The sequence below is a fragment of the Pseudomonas sp. PB105 genome, from assembly GCF_009764655.1.
GTDB classification, from domain to species: Bacteria; Pseudomonadota; Gammaproteobacteria; order Pseudomonadales; family Pseudomonadaceae; genus Aquipseudomonas; species Aquipseudomonas cyclaminis.
In genome coordinates this window covers 39461-64836 of record NZ_RWIO01000026.1, presented here as the reverse complement: position 1 = coordinate 64836, position 25376 = coordinate 39461, and the positions used below count along the sequence as shown (strand labels likewise).

Below are 25376 nucleotides of genomic sequence, written 5' to 3'. Positions count from 1 at the left end.
GCGCAAACCCTGAGGAAGAGCACAATGTTCAGGAAGAGCCTGCTGCTGAGTGTTTACGCGGTGTTATTGATCGGCTGCACGGGGAGGGGCTTTCAACCACCGCCGCCGGAATTCACCAATTGGAAAAAAAGCGGCGTCTCGCAAGCAGGCGTCAAGAGCGCTATGACCGCTTGCGGCTATACCAACCTGACAGGGACGGGGGACAAGACGCCGATTGATCAGGTACTCAAACGGTTTTATTGCATGAAAGACGCCGGTTTCAAGCGTACGGACAACATTGACTTGTGCAAGGAAGGCCGTATCGGCGAATCACCGGTGTGCGAAGGCCGCCGGTAATCCATTACTGAAAGGAAGCAGGGAATGAACGAGCTACGCAATGGACTGTACGGCGTCGCGCTGGCATTGGTGGCGGCAGGGTTGGGCGGTTGTGCCTCGTCGATGACGGTCACCGGCGAGCCGGGGGTGAAAATGGGCCAGAGCTATGCCCAGGTGCTCGCGGTGGTCAGCCGCAACAACGCCGTGACCAAGCGGGTCGAGGGCGAAGGCTTTCGGGCTGAGGGTTACTCGCCGATGTTCAAGGACTGCCGTATCAAGTACTTCATCTTCCAGGGCGCCGATGGCTTGCAGATGGTGAAGTACGAGCCGGCGCCGCAGCTGTCGGTCAACCAGAATTGCCGACAGCCGTAAGCGGCTCTTTTTTCCTTTGCGAGTTGATTGCCAATGAATGTTTTACGTGGGGTTCCCGTGGTGTTGCTGGTGCTGCTGACGGGCTGCGGCCAGGTGGCGAATATCCGCTCGCTGTCCACCGGCTACGTCGCCCCGACGTCCGGCGAAACCGCTCGCGTGCGGTTGATCACCGACGGTCTGGTGCGCGCAGTACCGGGGCGTGATTGCCTGGATTGGAATGTGCCGGGCGCCGGGGTGATGGCGTCGACGAAGGCGGGCTTCCCCGATCACAACGGCGAAAGCCTGGGCATGCCAGGGCCGATTTACTCGTGGGACGCTGCCGTGTCGTCCGAGCTGGTGGTGCCGGCGAACACGCCGATCGCGTTTCATTACCTGGGGAAATTGCAGTATTCCCGGCAATGCTCCAGCACAATGACCTTCGTGCCTCGGCCGGGGATGGACTACATGGTGCAGGCGTCCATCTATGCAAGCTGTTCGTTCCAGCTGCACGAACTGCCGGCGGGCGCTAAGCAATGGGTTGCGGTGGAGCCTGCGCCCAGGGGCAAGGTGTCGATGTGCAACGCGATGGATAATTTCTAACAGGCCAATTATTTTTCGGCCTGAATGACTTTTTCCTACTCCTCAAAGGTCAACATCCTTCAAGCACCATTGAACCCAGGAGTACGCCCCCCATGACCACCCCCAAGGCATTGTTGATCCTCCACGGCAAGCAAGCCCTCAACGAGGACGTGCGCGCGGCGGTGCTGGCCCGGCGCGAGCAGGGTTGGGAGTTGGCGGTGCGGGTGACGTGGGAGGGCGGTGACGCTCAACGGCTGGTCAAGGAGGCCCTGGACGTTGGGTATACCCATATCATTGCCGGCGGCGGCGACGGCACCTTGCGTGACGTGGCCGAAGCCATGGCCCAGGCCAAGAGCGACGCCAGCCTGGTGCTGATGCCACTGGGCACCGCCAATGATTTTGCCAAAGCCGCCGGCGTGCCGTTGGAGCCGGCCCAGGCCCTGGCGTTGCTGGAGGTGCCGCCCAGGGCAATCGACTTGGGCCGTGTCGGCGGGCAGATTTTCCTGAACATGGCCACTGGCGGCTTCGGCAGCCAGGTCACGGCCAATACCTCCGAAGACCTGAAGAAAGTCCTCGGCGGCGCGGCTTATCTGTTCACCGGCCTGACGCGCTTCAGCGAGTTGAAGGCCGCCTATGGCGAGCTGGAAGGCCCGGACTTCCACTGGAAGGGCGAGCTGCTGGCGCTGGGCATCGGCAACGGTCGCCAGGCGGGCGGGGGGCATGTGCTGTGCCCTGGCGCATTGGCCGATGACGGCTTGCTCGACGTCAGCATTCTGCCGGCGCCCCAGGAAGTGGTCGGCACGCTGCTCAATCTGATGAGCGACGGCGGGCTCGACAATATGTTCGTGCGGGCGCGCCTGCCGTGGGTCAACATCAAGGTGGCGCAGGGCTTGTACATCAACCTTGATGGCGAGCCGCTGGAAGGGGACGACCTGCGTTTCGAAGCGCTGCCCAAGGCGCTTCGCGTGCATTTACCGGTGGGTTCGCCCCTAGTCGTCCAGGCTGATGATCTGCTCGCGCACGGCAAATAATACGAGCCCCGCCACGTCGAATATCTGCAGGCGCTTCATGATCTGCGACCGGTGCGCTTCCACGGTCTTGATGCTCAGGCCCAGGCCGTGGGCGATCTCGCGGGTGGATTTGCCGCGCACGATCAGACGCAGGATTTCCAGTTGGCGAGCCGTGAGGTTATGGCTGTGACCAGCGGGTGTGACTGACCCCTGGCTGCGCACCAGCGCCTGATTGATCACCGTGTGGGCGATCGCCGGGCTCAGGTAGCGCTCGTTGTTGCGCAGGGCTTGCAGCGCGTGTTCCAGCTCATTGGCGGTGGTGTCCTTGAGCAGATAGCCGTGGGCGCCGGCCTCCAGCGCGCACATGATCAGCTCCGGGTCGGTGTGCATCGACAGGATCAGCACCTTGCTCTTGGGGTGCGCACGCTTGAGTTGCTGCAAGGCGTCCAGGCCGCCGGTGTGCTTCATCGACAGGTCCAGCAGCACGATGTCCGGCAGCAGCGTATTGAATTGCTCCAGCAACTGCGCGCCATCGCTGGCTTCGCCCGTTACGGTGTAGCCGGGAATATCCTGGATCAGTGCACGTACGCCGGCCCGGATCAGGGCATGGTCGTCCACCAGCAGTAATGTGCAGCTCACTCGATAACCTTAGGGGCGCTGGCCCGTTCGAGGGCGCGGGGCGCCCAGGGGAAGAGCGCGTCGATGCGTGTTCCGTTGCCTGGCTGGCTGCTCACGGATAATGAACCGCCAAGCTGATCGATCCGCTCGGACATGCCCGCCATGCCTCGCTGGCCTTCCAGGCTGGGATTGATGGCGGGCGAAAAGCCCTGACCGTCATCGCAGATGGTCAGCGACAGTCCCTCGGGCAGGCGTTGCAGGCGTACCAGCAGGTTGCGCGCCTGGGCGTGGCGCAGCATGTTGGTGACCGCTTCCTGGGTGATGCGAAAAGCCGCCACGGCCATTTCTTCCGGGATGCCGGTCAGCCGTTGCTGGCATTCCAGGCTCCAATGCACCGAGGTGTTTTCCAGGGTCTTGAGCAGGTGCGCGCGCAGGCTGGCTTCCAGGCCCAGGCTGGCGAGCTGGCGAGGGTTGAGGATGGCGGACACGTCGCGCACCTTGGCCAGGGTCTCGTTCAAGGTGTTGCACAGGACGTTGCACTGGGTTTGCAGCTCATCCGGCAGGCGGCGTTTGAGCCATTCGCTTTGCAGCTTGGCGGCGGTCAACAGTTGACCGATATCGTCATGCAATTCGCGGCTGAGGCGGTGGCGTTCGTTTTCCTGCACTTGCAGCAGGCGATCGGCCAATTCCTGGGGCTGGAACTTGATGGATTTGCGCGAGTACCACTGTTGCACGCCCACCACCAACACGGTGGCCAGGTTGAACAGCAGGATCATCAGCGGCAACGGTGCCGAGTGGGAATAAGCCCACAGGCTCAGCAGCAGCGAGCCAAGGCAGAGGGTGAGGATCAAACGGCGTGCATTGCTGCGGGACGCGGACCTTGCAATGAATGTCTTGAGGCTGGCATGCATAGCGGATGTAGCCAATGAAGGTTCGCTGCGGGAAGACCGGTCGACGCTGACCGGACGCTGTTTGGAATACGTGATTGAATCGTTTTCAAAGTGGCAAAAGTTCAGCCACTTCGAGCGGGGTGATAGTACCACTACTCTTACCGTTGGTCGCCAGGTGCCTGTCTGGCGGGCTTATTTAGACGCGCAAACACCCCGGGACGCTAATCCCAGAGTTAATGAAGTGAGGTTTATTGTTTTAAAAGGCCTGTAGCCTTAATGGCTAATTGATATCCATGCAGGGGGCATTCAATTTCAGCGCGTTAATTAAATCTGTCGTTTTTAGACAACTTAGCGCTGAATCCGACTGGATAACCCCTCAAGAAGCGTGGTGAATACGCTGCTGCGGTTTATATCTGAAGTCCTTTTGTGGAATCTGCAGTGTGACCGTGGCGATCAATGTGGTTTGTTCCGCTTCATCCAGTGCCAACAGGCCTGTCTTCGCATCGATCAACTCCAGCTGCCAGGCCAGCAGTCTCAGGCAATCCTCCAAGGCATTGAGGGCCTCATCGTGCAGCTGCAGAGGGTTTTCGGCGTTGGCGATCAGGTATTGGATATGCCGCGAAAATTCGCTGATCGCCCCCAGGGCCAGGCAATCGGCCTTTTCGGCGAGCTTGGTCAGGCTGACTTTCATGCAGTCGATGGCGTCGTTGTCGTTGCGAATCAAATGCAGGTGACTCAGGCACTCCTCCGACTTGGCCAGCAGCTTTTCAGCCTCGGACCGGAACTCTGGAAGTGCAAATTGCCACTCGTTACCGTCGTTCATCATGCAAATCTCCGCAACATAAGGTTGGGTGATGAGAGGTCGCACAGGGTGAATGGCGTAAAACTACTGCTGAAAGATAACTGGAGTATGTAGGTTGCTTCTGATTGTTCAGTAGGACGTTTGTTTGAATGACGGCGACGGCTGCGCGTGGCCCTTGTGAGCAGGCTCAATTGCACACCATCAGTTGCCGCGACGTGAGCGTCCAGAAGACCCGTGGGCCGAGGGCTTGCGATGACAAACAAAAGCCTGACTCCATTCATGCAATGAGAATGGCGTCACATTAATGGCTATTAGATATTGCGAATATCAGGTTGGGCCTGATTGTGTATAGGGGAATCCCTTACATGGCGGAACCTTGCACCGATTTGAATGTCGTGCAATGCCGCAGTACCGCTGTCTGGAGACGTGCGTGCAGTAGAGCATGATGTCAGTGTGACATCAATGAATTTGCGTGGCATTTTAAGGGGGTCAAGGTCTGGCTTTCGCCGCCGATAACAGCAGTAATGAATTGCACAATCCCTTCGCGCATTTTCCAGCGCACACCAGGAGCTTTTAATGGCCGGCATTCTCGACACGGTAGACCAACGCACGCAACTGGTGGGTGAGAATCGCCTGGAGATCCTCATGTTTCGCCTGGCCGGGCGGCAGCTGTTCGCAATCAACGTGTTCAAGGTGCAGGAAGTCCTGCAACTGCCCAAGTTGACCCTGATGCCCCAGCGCCATCCCTTTGTGTGCGGTGTGGTCAACCTGCGTGGCCAGACCCTGCCGGTGATCGACCTGTCCCAGGCCATCGGCATGCGCCCGCTGGTGCCTGGCCCGAACAGCACCATCATCGTCACCGAATACAACCGTTCGGTGCAGGCGTTCCTGGTGGGCGGCGTGGACCGCATCGTCAACATGAACTGGGAGTCCATCCTGCCGCCGCCGACCAGCGCCGGGCGTCAGCACTACCTCACCGCCATCAGCAAGGTCGATGATCAACTGGTGGAAATCATCGACGTGGAAAAAGTCCTTGCCGAGATCGTGCCCTACAACGCCAAGGTTTCCCGCGAAAAGCTCGAAGACCCGGTGCTGGAACGAGCCCGTGGCCGCGAAGTGTTGCTGGTGGACGACTCCAACGTTGCCCTGTCGCAATTGCGCGACACCCTGGGCCAACTGGGCGTGAAGATGCACATCGCCAGCGACGGCCTCAAGGCACTGAACATGCTCAAGGCCTGGGCCGACGCCGGCCACGTGATGACCGACAAGCTGCTGATGATTTTCACCGACGCCGAAATGCCCGAGATGGACGGCTACCGCCTCACCACCGAGATCCGCAACGACCCGCGTCTGCGCAAGCTGTACGTGGTGCTGCATACCTCGCTGTCGGGCAGCTTCAACGACTCGATGGTGAAGAAGGTCGGATGCGACAACTTCCTGTCCAAATTCCAGCCCGACAAACTGGTGGATGTGGTGCGTCAGCGACTGATGCTGGACGAAGCCACCGCTTGACCTTAGGGTTGCATCTTTGCCCCCTCAGGAATGCAGGCCCATGCTTCGTCTCAGTGCGTTGTACCGTTACCCTTTGAAGTCCGGCAAGGCCGAAACCTTGCAGCAGATCGGCCTGGATAAACTCGGGTTGGACGGGGATCGACGCTGGATGCTGGTGGATGAGGCCAGCGGGCGTTTCCTTACGCAGCGGGCAGTGGCGAAGATGAGCCAGCTCTCGGCGCTGTGGAGCCGCAGCGGTGGCCTGACCTTGAGTTCGCCCGGCCATGCGCCGCTGGACGTGGCACTGCCCGGCAGCGATGCCGAGTTGCGCGGCGTGACCATCTGGCGCGACACCTTGCGCGTGCCGGACGCCGGTGATGAAGCCGCTGCCTGGGTCAGCGCCTTTATCGGCAAGCCGACGCGGCTGGTGCAGATGCCCCTGGACCGTGCCCGCACGACCGAGGCCGGTTACGGTCGCGATGACGACCAGGTGGCGTTTGCCGACGGTTATCCGTTGCTCGTTATCGGGCAAGCGTCGCTGGACGACCTCTCGCAAAAAATCGGCCGCCCCATGGAAATGCTGCGCTTTCGTCCCAACTTGGTGATCGAAGGCGGTGAAGCCTTCGCTGAGGACGGCTGGAAGCGCCTGCGCATCGGTGATGTGGAGTTTCGTGCGGTCAAACGCTGCTCACGCTGCATTCTCACCACCATCGACCCGCAAACCGGCGAGCGCAGTGCCGACCGTGAGCCTTTCGCCACACTGGATACCTACCGCAAGACGGAGGACGGCGCGATGTTCGGCCAGAACCTGGTCAATGAGGGCAACGGCCGCCTGGAAGTGGGCATGCCAGTGACCATTCTCGAATAGTTTTCAGCGCCCATTAAAAATGCCCGTCTCGCAGGAGACGGGCATTTTTTTGAGCGGGCGAAGGCTTAGCCGCGGTATTCGCACAGGTAAGCGGTGTCCACGGCGACCTTCAGCTGGAACTTGCTGTTGGCCGGAACGTTGAACTGGCTGCCGGCGGCGAAGGTTTCCCACTCGCTGGCGTCAGGCAGTTTGACGGTCAGGGCGCCGGAAACCACGTGCATGATTTCACGCTGGGCGGTGCCGAATTCATATTCACCCGGAGCCATCACGCCGATGGTCGCCGGACCTTCTGCAGTGCCGAAAGCGATCGACTTGACGGTGCCGTCGAAGTACTCGTTGACTTTGAACATGGGCGAATCCTCGGAAAAAGGGTCTGGAAAGGTCGGCCAGTATGCCCAAGGGCGGGGGAGCTGCCTAGACCGGTAAAATCAACGGCAGCAGGCGAGCGGTATTGCGTGCATCTTCCAGTGCCCGATGTTGCTGGCCATGGAACTGCATGCCCGCCAATTGCAGCGCGCCGTTGAGCCCCAGGGGCTTGTCCAGGCGCCGGGCCTTGGCGAAGCGCTGCTTGAGGTTCACATGAGGCGTCTTGGCGAGTGCACTGACCAGGCTATTGCGCTGCCATTCAAGTTCAAGCTGCGCACGGTCATAGTCGCCCCAACTGGCCCAGCCTTCCAGGCGCGATTGATGCTGGCCCAGCCAGCGTTCGAACAGCGGCCACACCTCGGTGATGGGCGCGGCGGCGTCGATATTTGCCTGGGTGATGTGGGTCAACTGACGGCAAAAAGGCGTCAGCAATGGGCGGCGCAACGGCCGCACAAAGCGCTGGAAGTGGTCCAGTTCGCGGCCCTGGCGGTTGACCAGGCTCGCGCCGATCTCGATGACTTCCATCTCCGTCACGGGCCAGCCGCCTTCATCCGTTGTGGCTTCAAGGTCAATAATCAGCCAATGAGGCATTGTGCAGGTTCCCGTACTCGTCCCTTCTTGATGGGGATAGAGCGTAGCCCGGCCCTGTAGTTCCGCCCAGGGCCTATTCGATCTCCAGCAAAACCTGGCGATTGCGCACCGAGATTGCCGTCAATCACCTGTCCAGCCTTTGCAATCTCGTCAATGCCCACCGTGAGTGAATGTTCCCTGTTCATCGCTTCGAGCAAGATTTGGCCAAGCGCTTGCTTGGTTGGCGGACACGGCCTAAATTGCCGGCCAAGACGTCAGTGGAAGTAGAGGAGAGCAGCATGGATGAGCACCAAGCCATGCGGGTGATGCGCACCATGGTCGAAGGCGGCCAATTGACCGATCCCGACAGCGCCCGGGGCAAATTGCTGCAAACCGCGGCGCACCTGTTTCGCAACAAGGGTTTCGAGCGCACCACCGTGCGTGACCTGGCCAGTGCGGTGGGCATTCAGTCCGGCAGCATCTTTCATCACTTCAAGAGCAAGGACGAGATCCTGCGGGCCGTGATGGAAGAAACCATCCACTACAACACGGCGATGATGCGGGCGTCGCTGGAGCACGCGACGAACGTGCGCGAGCGTGTGCTGGCGCTGATTCGCTGCGAGTTGCAGTCGATCATGGGCGGCAGCGGCGAAGCCATGGCGGTACTGGTGTATGAATGGCGCTCGTTGTCGCAGGACGGCCAGGCCCAGGTCCTGGCGCTGCGTGACGTGTATGAAGACCTCTGGCTGCACGTGCTGGGCGAGGCCAAGGCCGCAGGCTATATCAAGGGTGATGTGTTTATCGCGCGGCGCTTTCTCACCGGCGCCTTGTCCTGGACCACCACCTGGTTTCGCGCCGAGGGCAACCTGACGCTGGAGCAGTTGGCCGAAGAAGCCCTGCTGATGGTTCTGAAAGCTGACTGAGGCGCAAGCTATTAATTTGGTGGTGGAAAGTTGTCTCGCCAGACAAAAACGCCTAGCTTATCGCCATCAATCGGTTGAACGGTGTGTGCCTTGATGTTTTCGCCATGGCGGCTGGCTGCAGGACTAACAATATGGGCACTGGGCGCCGTGTGGTGGATGCCGGCCTCGGCTGCGCAATTGGTGCGCGTCGGCGCGGCGCATTTCCCGCCTTACACCGTGCGCCCGGAGCAGGGCGCCGACACCGGGTTGCTGCCGCAATTGGTCGAGGCCTTGAACGCCTTGCAAACCGACTACCAGTTTGTGCTGGTGCCCACCTCGATTCCCAGGCGTTTCCGCGATTTAGAGCAGGGCCGGATCGACATGGCCATCTTCGAAAACCCCGCCTGGGGCTGGCAGAAAATCCCCCACACCAGCATCGACATGGGGCTGGAAGACGCAGAGATTTTCATCGCCCAGCGTGAGCCCGGTCGCGGCCAGGACTATTTCGCCGACCTCGCGGGCAAACGCCTGGCGGTGTTCAGCGGATACCACTACGCCTTCGCCAGCTTCAATCCCGACCCCAGGAACATGGCCGAGCATTTCAACGCCACCTTGACCTATTCCCATGACAGCAACCTGCTGATGGTTGCGCGTGGGCGAGCGGACATTGCCTTGGTCACCCGTTCGTACCTGAGTGACTTTATGGTGCGCAATGCGGATATGGCCGCGCAGTTCCTGGTGTCGGAGCGTATCGATCAGGTCTATCACCATTACGCCTTGCTACGGCCGAAGGCGCCGATCACGGGGCCCGCGTTTGCCGAAATGCTCAAACGCCTGCGTGATAACGGCCAGATGCTGAAGATTTTCGAGCCGTACCGCATCGACGTGATGGCGGTACCTTGATCGGCTAAATTTCTTCCTCCGGCTCACGTCACTTCCTTATCTGTCGACGATTACGTGAGCCCCTCCCATGTCCAATCTCAATGACCTGTCGGTCCTGCCATTGCCGGCCGGGCCTGCCTTGAATGCTGATGAAACCGAAAGCCACCTGAGCCTGACCCTGGAAGGCCAGCCGCTGGCGCGTTTGCGCCTGGAGCGTGGCGATGAATTGCAGGTGCATTTGCAGAACCCCGGCGATGTGCCTTCCGCCCGTGCCTTGTGGGCCGCCTGCTACTGGTTGTTTGCCAGGGAACCCGCTCGGCAGCGCCTGACCTGGCACCTCGCACATGCACCGCAAGAGGCCTTGAGCACTGGTTTGCTGGTGGTCGCCGAGACCGCCGGGCAATACGGCTGCGAGCGCACCCTGTTCTGGCAACTGCCCCAGCCGTGGTTGGGGCAATCGTCCAGTGGCAGCTACCCGCAACAGATGATTGTCAGTGCGGGCAAGCGCCACCCGGTCCGCGCACCGAAACCCCGAGGTGAAGTCTACCGACGTTACGACGCACGCCTCGGCGCCTGGATTTCCCTGCGCACCGTTGAAATCGATGTGGACCTGGCGCGCTTCAATCGCTGGCAGAACAGCGCGCGCGTGGCGAGTTTCTGGCAGGAAAGCGGCAGCCTGGAGCAGCATCGGGAATACCTCGACAAGCTCGCCGCCGATCCGCACACCCTCACGCTGATCGGCTGTTTCGACGATGAACCCTTTGCCTATTTCGAAGCCTACTGGGCCAAGGAAGACCGTATCGCACCGTTCTACGATGCGGCCGACTACGACCGTGGCATCCACATGCTGGTGGGGGAGGAATATCATCGCGGTCCGCACAAGGTCGCCAGCTGGCTGTCGGCGCTGGTGCACTACCTGTTCCTGGATGACCCGCGCACCCAGCGCGTGGTGGCGGAACCGCGTGCCGATAACGCGAAGATGATCGGCCATATGCACAACCAGTGTTTCCACTGCGAGAAGGAGTTCGACTTCCCGCACAAGCGCGCGGCGCTGATGATTCTGGGGCGGGAGCGGTTTTTTGAGCGGTGCGGGTTGATCTGAGGCGAGGTTCACAGGCGGGAGCGGGCAGGCCGCTCCCCATTTTTTGCCTCAGACCCGGCGTGCGAAGGTATCGCTATGGCTGCCCGACACCTTGCGGCAGTGCACCAGCGCATCGCGGATCATGAAGTTGACCAGCGTTGGCGACACCCCCAGTTCCTTGGCGATGTCCTTTTGCGGCACACCGTGCAAGCGGTACATCTCGAACGCGTAGCGGGTGCGCTGGGGCAGCTCGGTCAGCGCGTCGGCGATGTTTTCCAAGGTGTTGAAATTGATGTGGGAGGTTTCCGGTGAAGCGCCGTGAATAACCACATTCAAGCCTTCCTCTTCCGGCCCGGAGTATTTGAGTTCCAGGGCCTGCTTGCGGTAGTGATCGATGGCCAGGTTGCGCACGATCTGGAACAGGTAACTCAGCTGGGCCTTGAACGATGAGGTGATCGTCGGCGCCGATTGCAGGCGAAAGTAGGCGTCCTGCACGACATCTTCGGCGCGGGAGCGGCAGCCGGTAATACGTGCTGCGATCTTCACCAGAATCAATCGATTGTCGACGAACGCCTGGAGAAGTGGTGAGTCGCACCTGCCTGTGGATACTTGTTCCGTCATGGAAATCACCTTGATAAATAGGTTGGGGGAGGGCGTCCTTGCTGAGGCCTCCTACACATCGGGCAACAAATTAGGCTGAATGATAATGATTGTCAAATGAGAAGGCGAACTAATCTTATGCTTTCTTGTTCGGTGTGAACCACGTCTCGCTCATCCCCGGCGACTAATTATTTGCGGTTGCCGTCCGTTCTTCTGGGTGACAGGTCCGTTAGCAAAGCGGCCAAGGATCAGCACCCGCAGGAGGACGAAATGGGTTTTTACCGTGCACACAGCGTGTTTCAGTTTGGAGTCTTCGAGCGATGAGCACGCCGACCCGACTGCGCCTGTTCTGCCTGCCCTATTCAGGCGCCAGCGCCATGGTCTACGCACGGTGGCGCCGAGCGTTGCCCGAGTGGCTGCAGGTTTGCCCGCTGGAATTGCCCGGTCGCGGCATGCGCATGGACGAGCCCTTGCAGCGCGATATCAAGGCCTTGGCTGCGCAACTGGCGGATGAAATCAGCCACGATTTGAGTGGCCCCTACGCGTTGTTCGGCCACAGCCTTGGCGGCCTGCTCGCCTTTGAGCTGGCCCACGCATTGAACGCCCGCAACGTCCCTGCGCCGCTGGCGCTGTTCGCCTCCGGCACTGCCGGCCCGGCGCGCCGCGATGTCAGCGAATACGCCATCGAAAAGACCGATGAGCAACTGATCGCCCGCCTGCGTGAACTGCAGGGCACCGCCGAAGCAGCCCTGGCCAACCCCGAATTGATGCAACTGATGCTGCCTATCCTGCGTGCCGATTTCCTGCTGTGCGGCAGCTTCAACTATGGCGAACGCACGCCGCTGGCCATGCCGATCCATGTGTTCGGCGGCAAGCAGGACAGCGTGCGCGCCGACCAATTGCTCGACTGGCAACTCGATGCCGCCAGCGGCTTTTCCCTCGACATGTTCGACGGCCACCACTTCTTTCTCGTGCAGCACGAAAGCGCGGTATTGCGCTGCCTGCGGCGCTACGCCGACGAACACCTGGCCCGCTGGCGCAATGGCGTGACGCGGCAACTGGTCGCCGGCTGACAGCTACTCAATTCCCGAATTTCCCGTAAGCCGATTTCAGGCAGGAACCCCAAGATGGACGCCTTCGAACTTCCCCGCACCCTGGTCCAGTCCCTTCAACGTCGCGCCGCGCAGACCCCGGACCAGGTGGCTCTGCGCTTCCTGGCCGAGTCCGCCGAGCACAGCGTTGTGCTCAGTTACCGCGACCTCGATCAGCGCGCCCGCACCATCGCCAGCGCCCTGCAGGCCAATGCTGAATTGGGCGACCGCGCCGTGCTGTTGTTTCCCAGCGGCCCGGACTACGTCGCGGCGTTCTTTGGCTGCCTGTACGCCGGGGTGATCGCGGTGCCGGCCTACCCGCCGGAGTCCACCCGCCGTCATCATCAGGAGCGTTTGCTGTCGATCATCAGCGACGCCGAACCGTGCCTGCTGCTGACCGTCGCCAGCCTCGCCGAGGGCCTGGCGCAGATCGAACATGCGCCGCCGGTGTTGAGTGTCGACACCTTGGACGGCACTGACAATTGGGTCGCCCCCGAGCTGCATCCCGACGACGTCGCCTTCCTGCAATACACCTCCGGCTCCACGGCGCTGCCCAAGGGCGTGCAAGTCAGCCACGGCAACCTGGTGGCCAACGAAGTGCTGATCCGCCGTGGTTTTGGCATCGACCTCAACCCCGACGACGTGATTGTCAGCTGGCTGCCGCTGTACCACGACATGGGCCTGATCGGCGGCCTGCTGCAACCGATCTTCAGCGGCGTGCCGTGCGTGCTGATGTCGCCGGCGTACTTCCTTGGCCGGCCATTGCGCTGGCTCGAAGCGATCAGCGAATACGGCGGCACCATCAGCGGCGGTCCGGATTTCGCCTACCGCCTGTGCAGTGAGCGCGTCAGCGAGTCCGCCCTGGAGCGCTTGGACCTGAGCAAGTGGCGTGTGGCCTATTCCGGTTCCGAGCCGATCCGTCTCGACACCCTGGAGCGCTTCGCCGAAAAATTCGCCGCCTGTGGTTTCAGCTCAGACCATTTCTTTGCATCCTACGGCCTGGCCGAGGCGACGCTGTTTGTCGCTGGCGGCACCCGGGGTCATGGCATCCCGGCGCTGCGCGTCGACGAGACGGCGCTGGCCGCCAACCGCGTAGAGCCGGGGCAGGGCAGTGCGGTCATGAGTTGCGGCACCAGCCAGCCGGAACACGCGGTGCTGATCGTTGATCCCCACACGTTGGATGAATTGCCCGACAGCAGCGTCGGCGAACTCTGGGCCACCGGTCCGAGCATCGCCCACGGCTACTGGCGCAATCCTGAAGCCACCGCCAAGACCTTCGTCCAGCACGCCGGGCGGACCTGGCTGCGTACCGGCGACCTGGGCTTTATCCGCTTTGGCGAGGTGTACATCACCGGCCGCCTCAAAGACCTGTTGATCGTGCGCGGTCACAACCTCTATCCGCAAGACATCGAGCAAACCATCGAGCGCGAAGTGGAAGTGGTGCGCAAAGGCCGGGTTGCGGCGTTTGCGGTGAATGACCAGGGCCTGGAAGGCATCGGCATCGCCGCCGAAATCAGCCGCAGCGTGCAGAAAATCCTGCCGCCCGAAGCGCTGATCAAAGCCATCCGCCAGGCCGTGGCCGAGGCGTACCAAGAGGCGCCGAGCGTGGTGGTGCTGCTCAACCCCGGCGCGTTGCCCAAGACCTCCAGCGGCAAGGTGCAACGTGCGGCCTGTGCGCTGCGCCACGCCGATGGCAGCCTCGACAGCTACGCGCAATTCCCCGATCTGCAAGGGCAGGCTGGGGATGTGGCGCTGGACGGCGGTTTGCAACAGCAGATCGCGGCGATCTGGTGCGAGCAGTTGCAGGTCGCGAGTGTCGCTGCCGACGATCACTTTTTCCTGCTCGGCGGCAACTCCATCACCGCCACCCAAGTGGTCGCACGCCTGCGTGAAACCCTTGGCCTGGAGCTGAACCTGCGCATGCTGTTCGAGGCACCGACCCTGTCGACATTTGCTGCCCATGTTGCGCAATTGCAACAGGACGGCGGCGTCGCCCAAGGCGCCATTCATGCCTTGTCACGCCAGGACGAATTGCCCCAGTCCCTGGCCCAGAATCGCCTGTGGATCACCTGGCAACTGGACCCGCAGAGCAGCGCCTACACCATTCCTGGCGGCCTGCGCCTGCGTGGCGAGCTGGACGAAGACGCGGTGCGCCTGAGTTTCCAGCACCTGATCCAGCGCCACGAAGCCCTGCGCACCCGCTTCTACGAACGTGATGGCCAAGCCTTCCAGCGCGTTGACGCCAACGCAGCGTTCGACCTGCAAGTCATCGACCTCAGCGACCTGCCCGCCGCCGAGCGCGAAGCCCGTGCGCAGCAGATCCGCGAAGACGAAGCGCGCACGCAATTCGATCTGGAAAAAGGCCCGCTGCTGTGGGTGACCCTGGTGCGCCTGGACGATGAAGACCACCAATTGCTGGTGACGCTGCACCACATCATTGCCGATGGTTGGTCGCTCAACATCCTGATCGATGAGTTCTCGCGCCTGTACGCCGCCGCTTCCCAGGGACAATCCCTGGCGCTGCCGCCGCTCGCCCTGCAATACGCTGACTACGGCAGCTGGCAGCGCCAATGGCTGGCCGAAGGTGAAGGCCAGCGTCAACTGGCGTATTGGAAAAACCAACTGGGGGACGAGCATCCGACCCTGAACCTGGCCACCGACCACCCACGCTCCGCCCACCACCTGCACAGTGCTGCGCGCCATAGCGTGCGCCTGAGCGCCGGCCTCAGCGAAGCGATTCGCCAGACCGCCCAGGCCAATGAATCCACGCCCTTCATGCTGTTGCTGGCGGCGTTCCAGACCCTGCTCTATCGCTACAGCGGCCAGCGCGATATCCGCATCGGCGTGCCCAACGCCAACCGCCCGCGCCAGGAAACCCAAGGCCTGATCGGCTTTTTTATCAACACCCTGGTGCTGCGTGCCGAGCTGGACGGGCGCCTGCCGTTCACCCAGCTATTGGCCGCCACCCGCGAAACCGCCCTGGGCGCCCAGGCCCATCAGGACCTGCCCTTCGAACAGCTGTTGGAAGCCTTCCCCCAGGCCCGCGAGCAGGGCCTGTTCCAGGTCATGTTCAACCACCAGCAACGCGACCTCAGCGCTTTGCGCCGCCTGCCGGGCATGCTCGCCGATGAGTTGCCGTGGCACAGCCGCGAAGCCAAGTTCGACCTGCAACTGCATACCGAAGAAGACCGCAACGGCCGCCTGAGCCTGGCGTTCGACTACGCCGATGAGCTGTTCGAAGGCGCCACCATCCAGCGCCTTGCCGAACACTTCATCAACCTGTTGCACGCCATCTGCGAGCAACCCCAGCAAGCCCTCGGCGACCTGCAGTTGCTGCTGGCGGACGAGCAGCAACCGTGGAGCCAGGCGCCGTGCGCGCCCGCTGAGCAATGGTTGCCCGAGCTGCTCAACCAGCAGACTTCGGACACCACCGCGCTGGTCTGGCAGGGCGGCAGCCTGACCTTCGCCCAACTGCACACCCAGGCCAACCGCCTGGCCCATTACCTGCGCGACAAAGGCGTCGGCCCGGACGTGTGCGTGGCCATCGCCGCCGAGCGTTCGCCGCAACTGCTGATTGGCCTGTTGGCGATCATCAAGGCCGGTGGCGCCTACGTGCCGCTGGACCCGGATTACCCTACCGAGCGCCTGGCCTACATGCTCAAGGACAGCGGCGTGCAACTGCTGCTGACCCAAACCGCATTGCTGGAGCAACTGCCGAGCGCCGACGGCGTGTGCGTCATCGCCATGGACAGCCTGCACCTGGACCGCTGGCCGACCCAGGCACCGGGCCTGCACCTGCACGGCGACAACCTTGCCTACGTGATCTACACCTCCGGCTCCACCGGCCAGCCCAAAGGCGTGGGCAATACCCATGGCGCGCTGGCCGAGCGCTTGCAGTGGATGCAGGCCACTTACCAACTCAACGACACCGACGTGCTGATGCAAAAGGCACCGATCAGTTTTGACGTGTCGGTGTGGGAATGCTTCTGGCCGTTGATCACCGGCTGCCGCCTGGTGCTGGCCGGTCCTGGTGAGCATCGCGACCCGCACCGCATTGCGCAGTTGGTGCAGGAACACGGCGTGACCACCCTGCACTTTGTGCCGCCGCTTTTGCAGTTGTTTATCGACGAGCCGTTGGTGGCCGAATGCACCAGCCTGCGTCGCCTGTTCTCTGGCGGTGAGGCGTTGCCCGCCGAACTGCGCAACCGCGTATTGGCGCAGTTGCCGGCGGTGCAGTTGCACAACCGCTATGGCCCGACCGAAACCGCGATCAACGTCACCCACTGGCACTGCAGCGCAGAAGATGGCGAGCGCTCGCCCATTGGCCGACCGCTGGGCAATGTGATCTGCCGCGTATTGGACGATCACCTCAACCTGTTGCCAGCCGGTGTGCCGGGCGAACTGTGCATCGGTGGCATCGGCCTGGCGCGGGGTTACCTCGGGCGCGCCGGTTTGACCGCCGAACGTTTTATTGCCGACCCGCTGGGCGAGGCCGGCGCACGCCTGTATCGCACTGGTGACCGCGTGCGCTGGAACGCTGACGGCGTGCTCGAATACCTCGGCCGTCTCGATCAACAGGTCAAGTTGCGCGGCTTCCGTGTGGAACCGGAAGAAATCGAAGCACGCCTGCTGGCCCTGGACGGTATCGCCCAGGCCGTGGTGCTGGTGCGCAACGCCACGCTGATCGGTTACTACACCGCCAGCACCGCACTGGATGAACAGGACGTGAAAGCCGCCCTGGCCGCCGAGCTGCCTGAGTACATGGTGCCCGCGCAACTGATGCGCCTGGACGCCATGCCCCTGAGCCCCAGCGGCAAGCTGGACCGCCGCGCATTGCCGGAGCCGGTGTGGCAAACCCGCGAACATATTGAACCCGAAACAGTGCTGCAGCAGCAGATCGCCTCGATCTGGCGCGAAGTGCTCGGCCTGCCAACAATCGGCCTGCGCGACGACTTCTTCGCCCTTGGCGGCCACTCGCTGCTGGCCACGCAAATCATTTCCCGTACCCGCCAGGCCTGTGACGTCGAACTGCCGCTGCGCACCTTGTTTGAAGCCAGCGAACTGGGCGCGTTTGCCGAGCAAGTCGAGCAGATCCAGGCATCGGGCCAGCGCAACCAGCAAACTGCGATTGCCCAGGTCGACCGCAGCCAGCCCGTGCCGTTGTCCTATTCCCAGCAGCGCATGTGGTTCCTCTGGCAGATGGAACCGGACAGCCCGGCCTACAACGTCGGCGGCATGGCGCGCCTGCGGGGTGTGCTGGACGTGGGGCGTTTCGAAGCCGCGTTGCAGGCCTTGATCATGCGCCACGAAACCCTGCGCACCACGTTCCCGAGCGTCGACGGTGTGGCCTGTCAGAAGGTCGCGCCGCAGACTGGCCTGCGCATGGACTGGCAGGATATTTCCACGCTGAACGAAACCGAGCGCCAGCAGCGCTTGCAGCAACTGGCCGATCATGAGGCCCACACGCCCTTCAACCTGGAAACCGGGCCGTTGCTGCGCGCCTGTGTGGTCAAGGCCGGCGAGCAGGAACACTACCTGGTGCTGACCTTGCACCACATCGTCACCGAAGGCTGGGCCATGGACATCTTTGCCCGTGAACTCAGCGCGCTGTACGAAGCCTTTATCGACGAGCGCCTGTCGCCGCTGGCGCCGTTGCCGGTGCAATACCTCGACTACAGCGTGTGGCAGCGTCAGTGGCTGGAATCCGGCGAGCGCCAACGCCAACTGGATTACTGGACCGCGCAACTGGGCACTGAACATCCGCTGCTGGAGCTGCCGAGCGACCGTCCACGGCCACCAGTGCAAAGCCACCAGGGCGAGCTGTACCGCTTCGATCTGAGCGACGAACTGGCCGCCCGCGTGCGCGCCTTCAATGCCGAACGCGGTCTCACGCTGTTCATGACCATGACCGCGACCCTGGCCGTGTTGCTCTACCGCTACAGCGGCCAGACCGACCTGCGCATCGGCGCCCCCGTGGCCAACCGCATCCGCCCGGAAAGCGAAGGGCTGATCGGCGCGTTCCTCAACACCCAGGTGCTGCGCTGCCAGCTCAATGGGCAGATGAATGTCGGCCAATTGTTCGAGCAGGTGCGTCACACCGTGATCGAGGGCCAGTCCCACCAGGACCTGCCGTTCGACCATCTGGTGGAAGCCCTGCAACCACCGCGCAGTGCCGCCTACAACCCGCTGTTCCAGGTGATGTGCAACGTGCAGCGCTGGGAATTTCAGCAGAGCCGCCAACTGGCCGGCATGACCGTCGAATACCTGGCCAACGATGCCCGTGCGACCAAGTTCGACCTCAACCTGGAAGTCACCGACCTCGACCATCGCCTGGGTTGCTGCCTGACGTACAGCACGGATCTGTTCGACGAACCGCGCATTGCGCGCATGGCTGAACATTGGCGCAACCTGCTGGAAGCGTTGATTGGCGACCCGCAACAACGCCTCAGTGAACTGCCGCTGCTGACCGCCACCGAACAACGCGCATTGCAGGACAGCCTGGGCGTCGAGGCCGGTGAGCACCGTCTTGATCAGTGTATCCACCAGTTGTTCAGCCAGCAGGCACTCAAGCGTGCGGATGCGCCGGCCCTGACCTTTGCCGGCGTGACCCTCACTTACGCAGAACTCAATGCCCGTGCCAATCGCCTGGCCTGGATGCTGCGCGAACGCGGCGTCGGCCCGCAGGTGCGGGTCGGCCTGGCGCTGCCGCGCTCCCTGGAAATGGTCGTCGGCCTGCTGGCGATCCTCAAGGCCGGCGGCGCCTATGTGCCGTTGGACCCGGAATACCCGCTGGATCGCCTGCACTACATGATCGAAGACAGCGGCATCGGCCTGCTGCTCAGCGACGCGGCGATGTTCGAAGCCCTCGGTGAACTGCCGGCCACAGTGGCGTGCTGGTGCCTGGAGGATGACTCGCCCGTGCTGGCGAACTACCCGGCCGATGAGCTGCCGTTTATCAGCCTGGCGCAACACCAGGCGTACCTGATCTACACCTCCGGCTCCACCGGCAAACCGAAAGGCGTGGTGGTGTCCCACGGCGAAATCGCCATGCATTGCCAGGCCGTGATCGAGCGTTTCGGCATGCGCCCGGATGACTGCGAGCTGCATTTCTATTCGATCAACTTCGACGCCGCCACCGAGCGTTTGCTGGTGCCGTTGCTCAGCGGCGCGCAAGTGGTCTTGCGGGCTCAGGGCCAGTGGGATGCGGAGGAAATCTGCGGGCTGATCCGCACCCATGGCATCAATATTCTCGGTTTTACCCCGAGCTACGGCAGCCAATTGGCGCAGTGGCTGGCGACTCAACACCAGACCCTGCCGGTACGCATGTGCATCACTGGCGGCGAAGCCCTGACCGGCGAACACTTGCAGCGCATTCGCGCAGCCTTCCAGCCCGAGGTGTTTTTCAACGCCTATGGCCCGACCGAAACCGTGGTGATGCCGCTGGCCAGCCTGGCGCCGCAGCAGTTGGAGGAGGGCGCCGGCAGCGTGCCGATCGGCAGCATTATCGGCGACCGCGTGGCGTACATTCTCGACGCCGATCTGGCGTTGGTGCCCCAAGGTGCGACCGGTGAGTTGTTCGTCGGCGGCGCGGGCCTGGCCCAGGGTTACCACGAGCGTCCGGGCATGACGGCGGAGCGTTTTGTCGCCGATCCGTTTGCCGCCAATGGCGGCCGCCTGTACCGCACCGGCGACCTGGTGCGCCAACGCGCCGATGGCCTGGTGGAGTACCTGGGGCGTATCGACCATCAGGTGAAAATCCGTGGTTTCCGCATCGAGCTGGGCGAGATCGAAACCCGCCTGCTGGAACACGAAGCCGTGCGCGAGGCAGTGGTGCTGGCGCTGGATTCGCCGAGTGGCAAACAGCTGGTGGCGTACCTGGTCAGCGACGCAGAGCACGGCCCATTGCGCGAGGCATTGAAGACCCACCTCAAGGCGCAATTGCCGGACTACATGGTGCCGGCGCACCTGATCGTGCTCGACAGCATGCCGCTGACCGCCAACGGCAAGCTCGACCGCCGCGCCTTGCCGCAACCGGACCCCGAGGCCAATCGCCAACAGTACGTGGCCCCGCGCAACGAACTGGAGAGCACCTTGGCCGCGATCTGGTGCGCGGTGTTGAACGTGCAGCAAGTCGGTCTGGACGATAATTTCTTTGAACTGGGTGGCGACTCGATCCTGTCGATCCAGGTGGTCAGCCGGGCGCGCCAGGCGGGGATTCATTTCAGCCCCCGCGACCTGTTCCAGCATCAGACCGTGCAAACCCTGGCCGCCGTCGCCACGCGCTCCGAGCAGGTCACGGCGGAGCAGGGCGTACTCACCGGCAGCTCGGGCCTCACGCCGATCCAGCATTGGTTCTTTGACACCGACGTCCCGGCGCGTCAGCACTGGAACCAGGCGCTGGTGCTCAAACCGCTGCAACTGCTGGAGCCTCATCGCCTGGAGCAAGCGCTGCTGGCGGTGCTGGAGCACCACGACGCGCTGCGCCTGAGCTTCACCCGGCGCCATGCGCAATGGCATGCCGAGCATATGGCCGTGCCCCAGGGCGGCGTGCTGATGCAGGCGCAAGTGCGCGATATGGCGCAGTGCACGGCGCTGTTCACCGATACCCAGCGCAGCCTCGATCTGGAACACGGCCCGCTGCTGCGCGCCTTGCTGGTGGATGGCCCCGAAGGCCAGCAACGCTTGCTGATCGCGATCCATCACTTGGTGGTGGATGGCGTGTCGTGGCGGGTGTTGCTCGAAGACCTGCAGAACGTCTATCGCCAACTCAGCGAAGGCCGATCCGTCAGCCTGCCGGCCAAGACCAGCGCGCTACGTGACTGGGCCGCACGCTTGCAGGCCTATGCCAGCAGCGAATCCCTGCGCGAAGAATTGAATGTGTGGCAGGACCAATTGGCGGGCCCGGCCGTGGCGTTGCCGGTGGACCGTGCGCAGGGCTCGTTACGCAATCGCGATGCCGAAACCGTCAGCGTGCGCCTGGATGCCGAACACACCCGTCAGTTGCTGCAACAAGCCCCAAGCGCATATCGCACCCAGGTCAACGACCTGTTGTTGACCGCCTTGGCCCGCGTGTTGTGCCGCTGGAGCGGGCACGACTCGGCGCTGATCCAACTGGAGGGCCATGGCCGCGAAACCCTGTTCGACGAGATCGACCTGACCCGCAGCGTCGGCTGGTTCACCAGTGCCTACCCATTGCGCCTGACGCCGCAGGCTGAACAGGGCGACTCGATCAAGGCCATCAAGGAACAACTGCGCGGCGTGCCGCACAAGGGCCTCGGTTATGGCGTGCTGCGCTACCTGGCGGACGACCTGTGCAAGCAGACCATGGCCGCGCTGCCGACCGCCGACATCACCTTCAACTACCTGGGGCAGTTCGACCAGAGTTTCGGCAGCGAGGCGCTGTTCCATCCGCTGGATGAGTCGGCGGGCCTGGCCCACGACCCGGATGCGCCGCTGCCCAACGTCCTGAGCGTCGACAGCCAGGTGTATGGCGGTGAACTGGTGCTGCGCTGGACCTTCAGCCGCGAACGCCACGATGCACATACCGTCCGCGAGTTGGCCGAAGCCTACCTGGCCGAGCTGCACAGCGTGATCGCGCATTGCCTCAGGGACGATGCCGGCGGCCTTACGCCGTCCGATTTCCCCCTGGCGCACCTGACCCAGCCGCAACTCGACAGCTTGCCGGTTCCGGCCAGCGTCATCGAAGACGTGTACCCGCTGACCCCGATGCAAGAGGGCCTGTTGCTGCACACCTTGCTCGAACCAGGCACCGGCCTGTACTACATGCAGGACCGCTACCGCATCAACAGCGCCCTCGACCCGGAGCGCTTTGCCCAGGCCTGGCAAGCGGTGATCGCCCGTCATGAAGCCTTGCGCGCCTCGTTCTGCTGGAACGTCGGCGAAGACATGCTGCAAGTGATCCACAAACCCGGCAGCACGCCGATTGAGTACCTCGACTGGAGCCAGGACCCCGAGGCTGAGCAAGAGCCGCGCCTGCAAGCGCTGCTCAAGGCCGAACGTGAAGCCGGCTTCGATCTGCTCAACCAGGCGCCGTTCCACCTGCGCCTGATCCGCGTCGGCGAAGCGCGCTACTGGTTCATGATGAGCAACCACCACATCCTCATCGATGCCTGGTGCCGTTCGCTGCTGATGAATGACTTCTTCGAGATCTACATGGCCCTGGGCGAAGGCGTTGAGGCGCAATTGGCCACACCGCCGCGTTATCGCGACTACATCGCCTGGCTGCAACGCCAGAACCTGAATGAAGCACGCCAGTGGTGGCAGCAGAACTTGCAAGGCTTTGAGCGCACCACGCCGATCCCGAGCGACCGGCCGTTCCTGCGCGAACACGCCGGCCACAGCGGCGGCATGGTGGTGGGCGACTGCTACACCCGCCTGGATGCCCGTGATGGCGCGCAACTGCGGGAACTGGCCCAGGCCCATCAGCTCACTATCAACACCTTTGCCCAGGCGGCATGGGCCCTGGTGCTGCGCCGCTTGAGCGGCGACCGCGACGTGCTGTTCGGCGTTACGGTGGCCGGGCGCCCGGTGCAAATGCCGGAGATGCAACGCACCGTCGGCCTGTTTATCAACAGCATTGCGCTGCGGGTGAAGCTGCCGCAAGACGATCAACCGTGCAGCGTGCGCCAATGGTTGAGCGGCCTGCTCGACAGCAATATGCAGCTGCGCGAGTACGAATATTTGCCGCTGGTGACGATCCAGGAACACAGCGAACTGCCCAAGGGCCAGCCGCTGTTCGACAGCCTGTTCGTGTTCGAAAACGCCCCGGTGGAAACCTCTGTGCTGGACCGTGCGCAAAGCCTGAATGCCACTTCGGATTCCGGTCGCACCCACACAAACTTTCCGCTGACCGCGGTGTGCTACCCCGGTGATGACCTGGGCTTGCACCTGTCTTACGACCAGCGTTACTTCGACGAAACCACCGTGCAAGGCATGCTCGGCGAGTTCAAGCGCCTGCTGTTGGCGCTGGTGCAGGGCTTCCATGGCGACATGGCCGACCTGCCGTTGATTGGCGAGCAGGAGCGCGAGTTCCTGGTAGAAGGCTGCAACCAGAGTGAGCACGCCTACCCGCTGGACCGCAGCTATATCGAGCTGTTCGAAGCGCAAGTCGGCGAGCATCCGCAGCGGATCGCCGGCAGTTGCCTGGACCAGCAATGGACGTTCGATGAACTCAACCGTCGCAGTAATGGCCTCGGCCATGCGCTGATCGCGGCGGGCGTCGGCCTGGATCAACCGGTGGCACTGTTGGCCGAGCGTAACCTCGACCTGCTGGGCATGATCATCGGCAGCTTCAAGGCCGGTGCCGGTTACCTGCCGCTGGACCCAGGCTTGCCAAGCCAGCGCTTGAGCCGCATCATCGACATGAGCCGTACGCCGTTGCTGGTGTGCACCGAGGCGTGCCGTGAGCAGGCCATCGAGTTGCTTGACGGTGTCGACTGCCAATTGCTGGTATGGGAAGACGTGCCGGCGCGTGGTGAAAACCCAGGCATCTACAGCGGCCCGGACAACCTCGCCTACGTGATCTACACCTCGGGCTCGACCGGCCTGCCCAAAGGCGTGATGGTCGAACAGCGCGGCATGCTCAACAACCAATTGAGCAAACTGCCGTACCTGGACCTGAGCCCGGCGGATGTGATCGCGCAAACTGCGTCGCAGAGCTTCGATATTTCCGTGTGGCAATTTCTTGCCGCGCCGCTGTTCGGCGCGCGGGTGGACATCGTGCCGAACAGCATCGCCCATGATCCCCAAGGCTTGCTGGCCCACGTTGAGGCGCAGGGCATCACCGTGCTGGAGAGCGTGCCGTCGCTGATCCAGGGCATGCTGGCCCAGGACCGCATCAGCCTGGATGGCCTGCGCTGGATGCTGCCGACCGGTGAAGCCATGCCACCGGAACTGGCGCACCAATGGTTGCTGCGCTACCCGCAGATCGGTTTGGTGAATGCTTATGGCCCGGCCGAATGCTCGGATGATGTGGCGTTCTTCCGCGTCGATTTGGCGTCGACCCGTGGCACCTATCTGCCGATCGGCACACCGACCGACAACAACCGCCTGTACCTGCTGGATGGCGCGCTGGAGTTGGTGCCCCAAGGTGCTGTGGGTGAGTTGTGTGTGGCTGGCACGGGTGTGGGTCGCGGTTATGTCAGCGACCCGTTGCGCACGGCCGGCGTGTTTGTGCCGAACCCGTTCGGTGCGCCGGGCGAGCGCCTGTACCGCACCGGCGACTTGGCGCGTCGGCGCAGCGATGGCGTGCTGGAATATGTTGGGCGTATCGACCATCAAGTGAAGATTCGCGGCTACCGCATCGAACTGGGTGAAATCGAAGCGCGCCTGCACGAACAACCCGAAGTGCGCGATGCCGCAGTGGGCGTGCAAGAGGGCGTCAACGGCAAGCACCTGGTGGGTTACCTGGTGGCGGCCGATGAAGCGCTGAACCCAAGCGAACGCCTGGACCGCATCAAGCAACGCCTGCGCGCCGAGCTGCCGGAATACATGGTGCCGTTGCACTGGCTATGGCTTGACCGCCTGCCGCTCAACGCCAACGGCAAACTCGACCGCAAAGCCCTGCCGGCACTGGAAATCGGCCAGTTGCACAGCCAGGACTACCTGGCGCCGCGCAACGAACTGGAAACCTCCTTGGCTGCAATCTGGGCCGAAGTGCTCAAGGTCGAGCGGGTGGGCGTCGAAGACAACTTCTTCGAACTCGGCGGGCATTCATTGCTGGCCACACAGATTGCCTCGCGGGTGCAGAAGACCTTGCAGCGGGATGTGCCGCTGCGGGCGATGTTCGAGTGCAGCACAGTGGCGCAATTGGCGGAGTACATCGACGGGTTGGCGGCCAATGAGATCAGCGCGGAGAAGGTGGATCGGCTGAGTGATTTGATGGCGGAGTTGGAGGGGCTTTAAGCGTCGCAGCCCCCCACCCACACTTGAATGTATTCA

17 protein-coding genes are annotated in these 25376 nt (G+C 62.7%); 11 read left to right on the top strand and 6 right to left on the bottom strand.

Annotated elements, in window-relative coordinates:
* Positions 1-24: 24 nt before the first annotated feature.
* The 4 genes from EJD88_RS03705 to yegS all read left to right on the top strand — a co-directional run bounded on the left by EJD88_RS03705 (position 25) and on the right by yegS (position 2276).
* Positions 25-336, top strand: coding sequence for a hypothetical protein (locus EJD88_RS03705; protein WP_099584148.1), 312 nt, complete (start codon positions 25-27; stop codon positions 334-336).
* Positions 337-360: 24 nt separating this feature from the next.
* A complete protein-coding gene (locus EJD88_RS03700) occupies positions 361-687 on the top strand; it encodes a hypothetical protein (RefSeq protein ID WP_099584149.1) in 327 nt (108 codons plus the stop codon).
* 33 nt (positions 688-720) lie between these two features.
* Positions 721-1266, top strand: a complete 546-nt coding sequence (locus EJD88_RS03695; RefSeq protein WP_099584150.1) for a hypothetical protein — start codon at positions 721-723, stop codon at positions 1264-1266.
* A 92-nt stretch (positions 1267-1358) separates the two neighbouring features.
* On the top strand, positions 1359-2276 hold the full coding sequence (gene yegS / locus EJD88_RS03690) for a lipid kinase YegS (protein ID WP_158876866.1): 918 nt from the start codon (positions 1359-1361) through the stop codon (positions 2274-2276).
* On the opposite strand, the gene EJD88_RS03685 is transcribed toward yegS, so the two are convergent.
* From EJD88_RS03685 to EJD88_RS03675, 3 genes are all read right to left on the bottom strand, one after another.
* Positions 2235-2894, bottom strand: coding sequence for a response regulator transcription factor (locus EJD88_RS03685; RefSeq protein ID WP_099584152.1), 660 nt, complete (start codon positions 2892-2894; stop codon positions 2235-2237). The two genes, yegS and EJD88_RS03685, sit on opposite strands and share 42 nt — an antisense overlap.
* Entirely contained in the window at positions 2891-3784 is an 894-nt protein-coding gene (locus tag EJD88_RS03680) for a sensor histidine kinase (protein ID WP_158877005.1), read from the bottom strand. Before EJD88_RS03680 ends, EJD88_RS03685 begins: the two co-directional genes overlap by 4 nt.
* 355 nt (positions 3785-4139) lie before the next feature.
* Complete coding sequence (locus EJD88_RS03675) at positions 4140-4589, bottom strand: hypothetical protein (RefSeq protein WP_178117245.1); 450 nt, start codon at positions 4587-4589, stop codon at positions 4140-4142.
* Positions 4590-5141: 552 nt separating this feature from the next.
* Between EJD88_RS03675 and EJD88_RS03670 the strand changes: the two genes are divergently transcribed.
* Complete coding sequence (locus EJD88_RS03670) at positions 5142-6077, top strand: chemotaxis protein CheV (protein ID WP_032887940.1); 936 nt, start codon at positions 5142-5144, stop codon at positions 6075-6077.
* Positions 6078-6117: 40 nt separating this feature from the next.
* Entirely contained in the window at positions 6118-6924 is an 807-nt protein-coding gene (locus tag EJD88_RS03665) for an MOSC domain-containing protein (protein ID WP_099584155.1), read from the top strand.
* A gap of 65 nt (positions 6925-6989) precedes the next feature.
* Here the strand turns inward: EJD88_RS03665 and EJD88_RS03660 are convergent, their stop codons facing one another.
* Together EJD88_RS03660 and EJD88_RS03655 are read right to left on the bottom strand one after the other, a co-directional pair.
* Positions 6990-7274 carry a pyrimidine/purine nucleoside phosphorylase gene (locus EJD88_RS03660; protein WP_010208796.1) on the bottom strand — a complete coding sequence of 95 codons (285 nt, stop codon included), beginning with the start codon at positions 7272-7274 and terminating at the stop codon, positions 6990-6992.
* A gap of 64 nt (positions 7275-7338) precedes the next feature.
* A complete protein-coding gene (locus EJD88_RS03655; protein WP_099584156.1) occupies positions 7339-7881 on the bottom strand; it encodes an exonuclease domain-containing protein in 543 nt (180 codons plus the stop codon).
* Between the two features lie 278 nt (positions 7882-8159).
* On the opposite strand from EJD88_RS03655, the gene EJD88_RS03650 reads away from it, so the two are divergent.
* The 3 genes from EJD88_RS03650 (at position 8160) to EJD88_RS03640 (ending at position 10746) form a co-directional block, all read left to right on the top strand.
* A complete protein-coding gene (locus EJD88_RS03650; protein WP_158876864.1) occupies positions 8160-8783 on the top strand; it encodes a TetR/AcrR family transcriptional regulator in 624 nt (207 codons plus the stop codon).
* Positions 8784-8876: 93 nt separating this feature from the next.
* Positions 8877-9665 (top strand): ABC transporter substrate-binding protein, encoded by a 789-nt coding sequence (locus tag EJD88_RS03645; protein WP_099584158.1) that lies wholly within the window; start codon positions 8877-8879, stop codon positions 9663-9665.
* 67 nt (positions 9666-9732) lie between these two features.
* Entirely contained in the window at positions 9733-10746 is a 1014-nt protein-coding gene (locus tag EJD88_RS03640) for a GNAT family N-acetyltransferase (RefSeq protein WP_158876862.1), read from the top strand.
* Positions 10747-10794: 48 nt separating this feature from the next.
* Here the strand turns inward: EJD88_RS03640 and EJD88_RS03635 are convergent, their stop codons facing one another.
* Positions 10795-11346: an RNA polymerase factor sigma-70 gene (locus EJD88_RS03635; protein WP_034117025.1), complete on the bottom strand. Its 552-nt coding sequence runs from the start codon at positions 11344-11346 to the stop codon at positions 10795-10797.
* A 299-nt stretch (positions 11347-11645) separates the two neighbouring features.
* Here EJD88_RS03635 and EJD88_RS03630 point away from each other — a divergent pair, with 299 nt between their 5' ends.
* Together EJD88_RS03630 and EJD88_RS03625 are read left to right on the top strand one after the other, a co-directional pair.
* Positions 11646-12398 carry a thioesterase II family protein gene (locus tag EJD88_RS03630; protein ID WP_099584160.1) on the top strand — a complete coding sequence of 251 codons (753 nt, stop codon included), beginning with the start codon at positions 11646-11648 and terminating at the stop codon, positions 12396-12398.
* A 54-nt stretch (positions 12399-12452) separates the two neighbouring features.
* Positions 12453-25340, top strand: a complete 12888-nt coding sequence (locus EJD88_RS03625) for a non-ribosomal peptide synthetase (protein WP_158876860.1) — start codon at positions 12453-12455, stop codon at positions 25338-25340.
* The last annotated feature ends 36 nt before the right edge of the window (positions 25341-25376 follow it).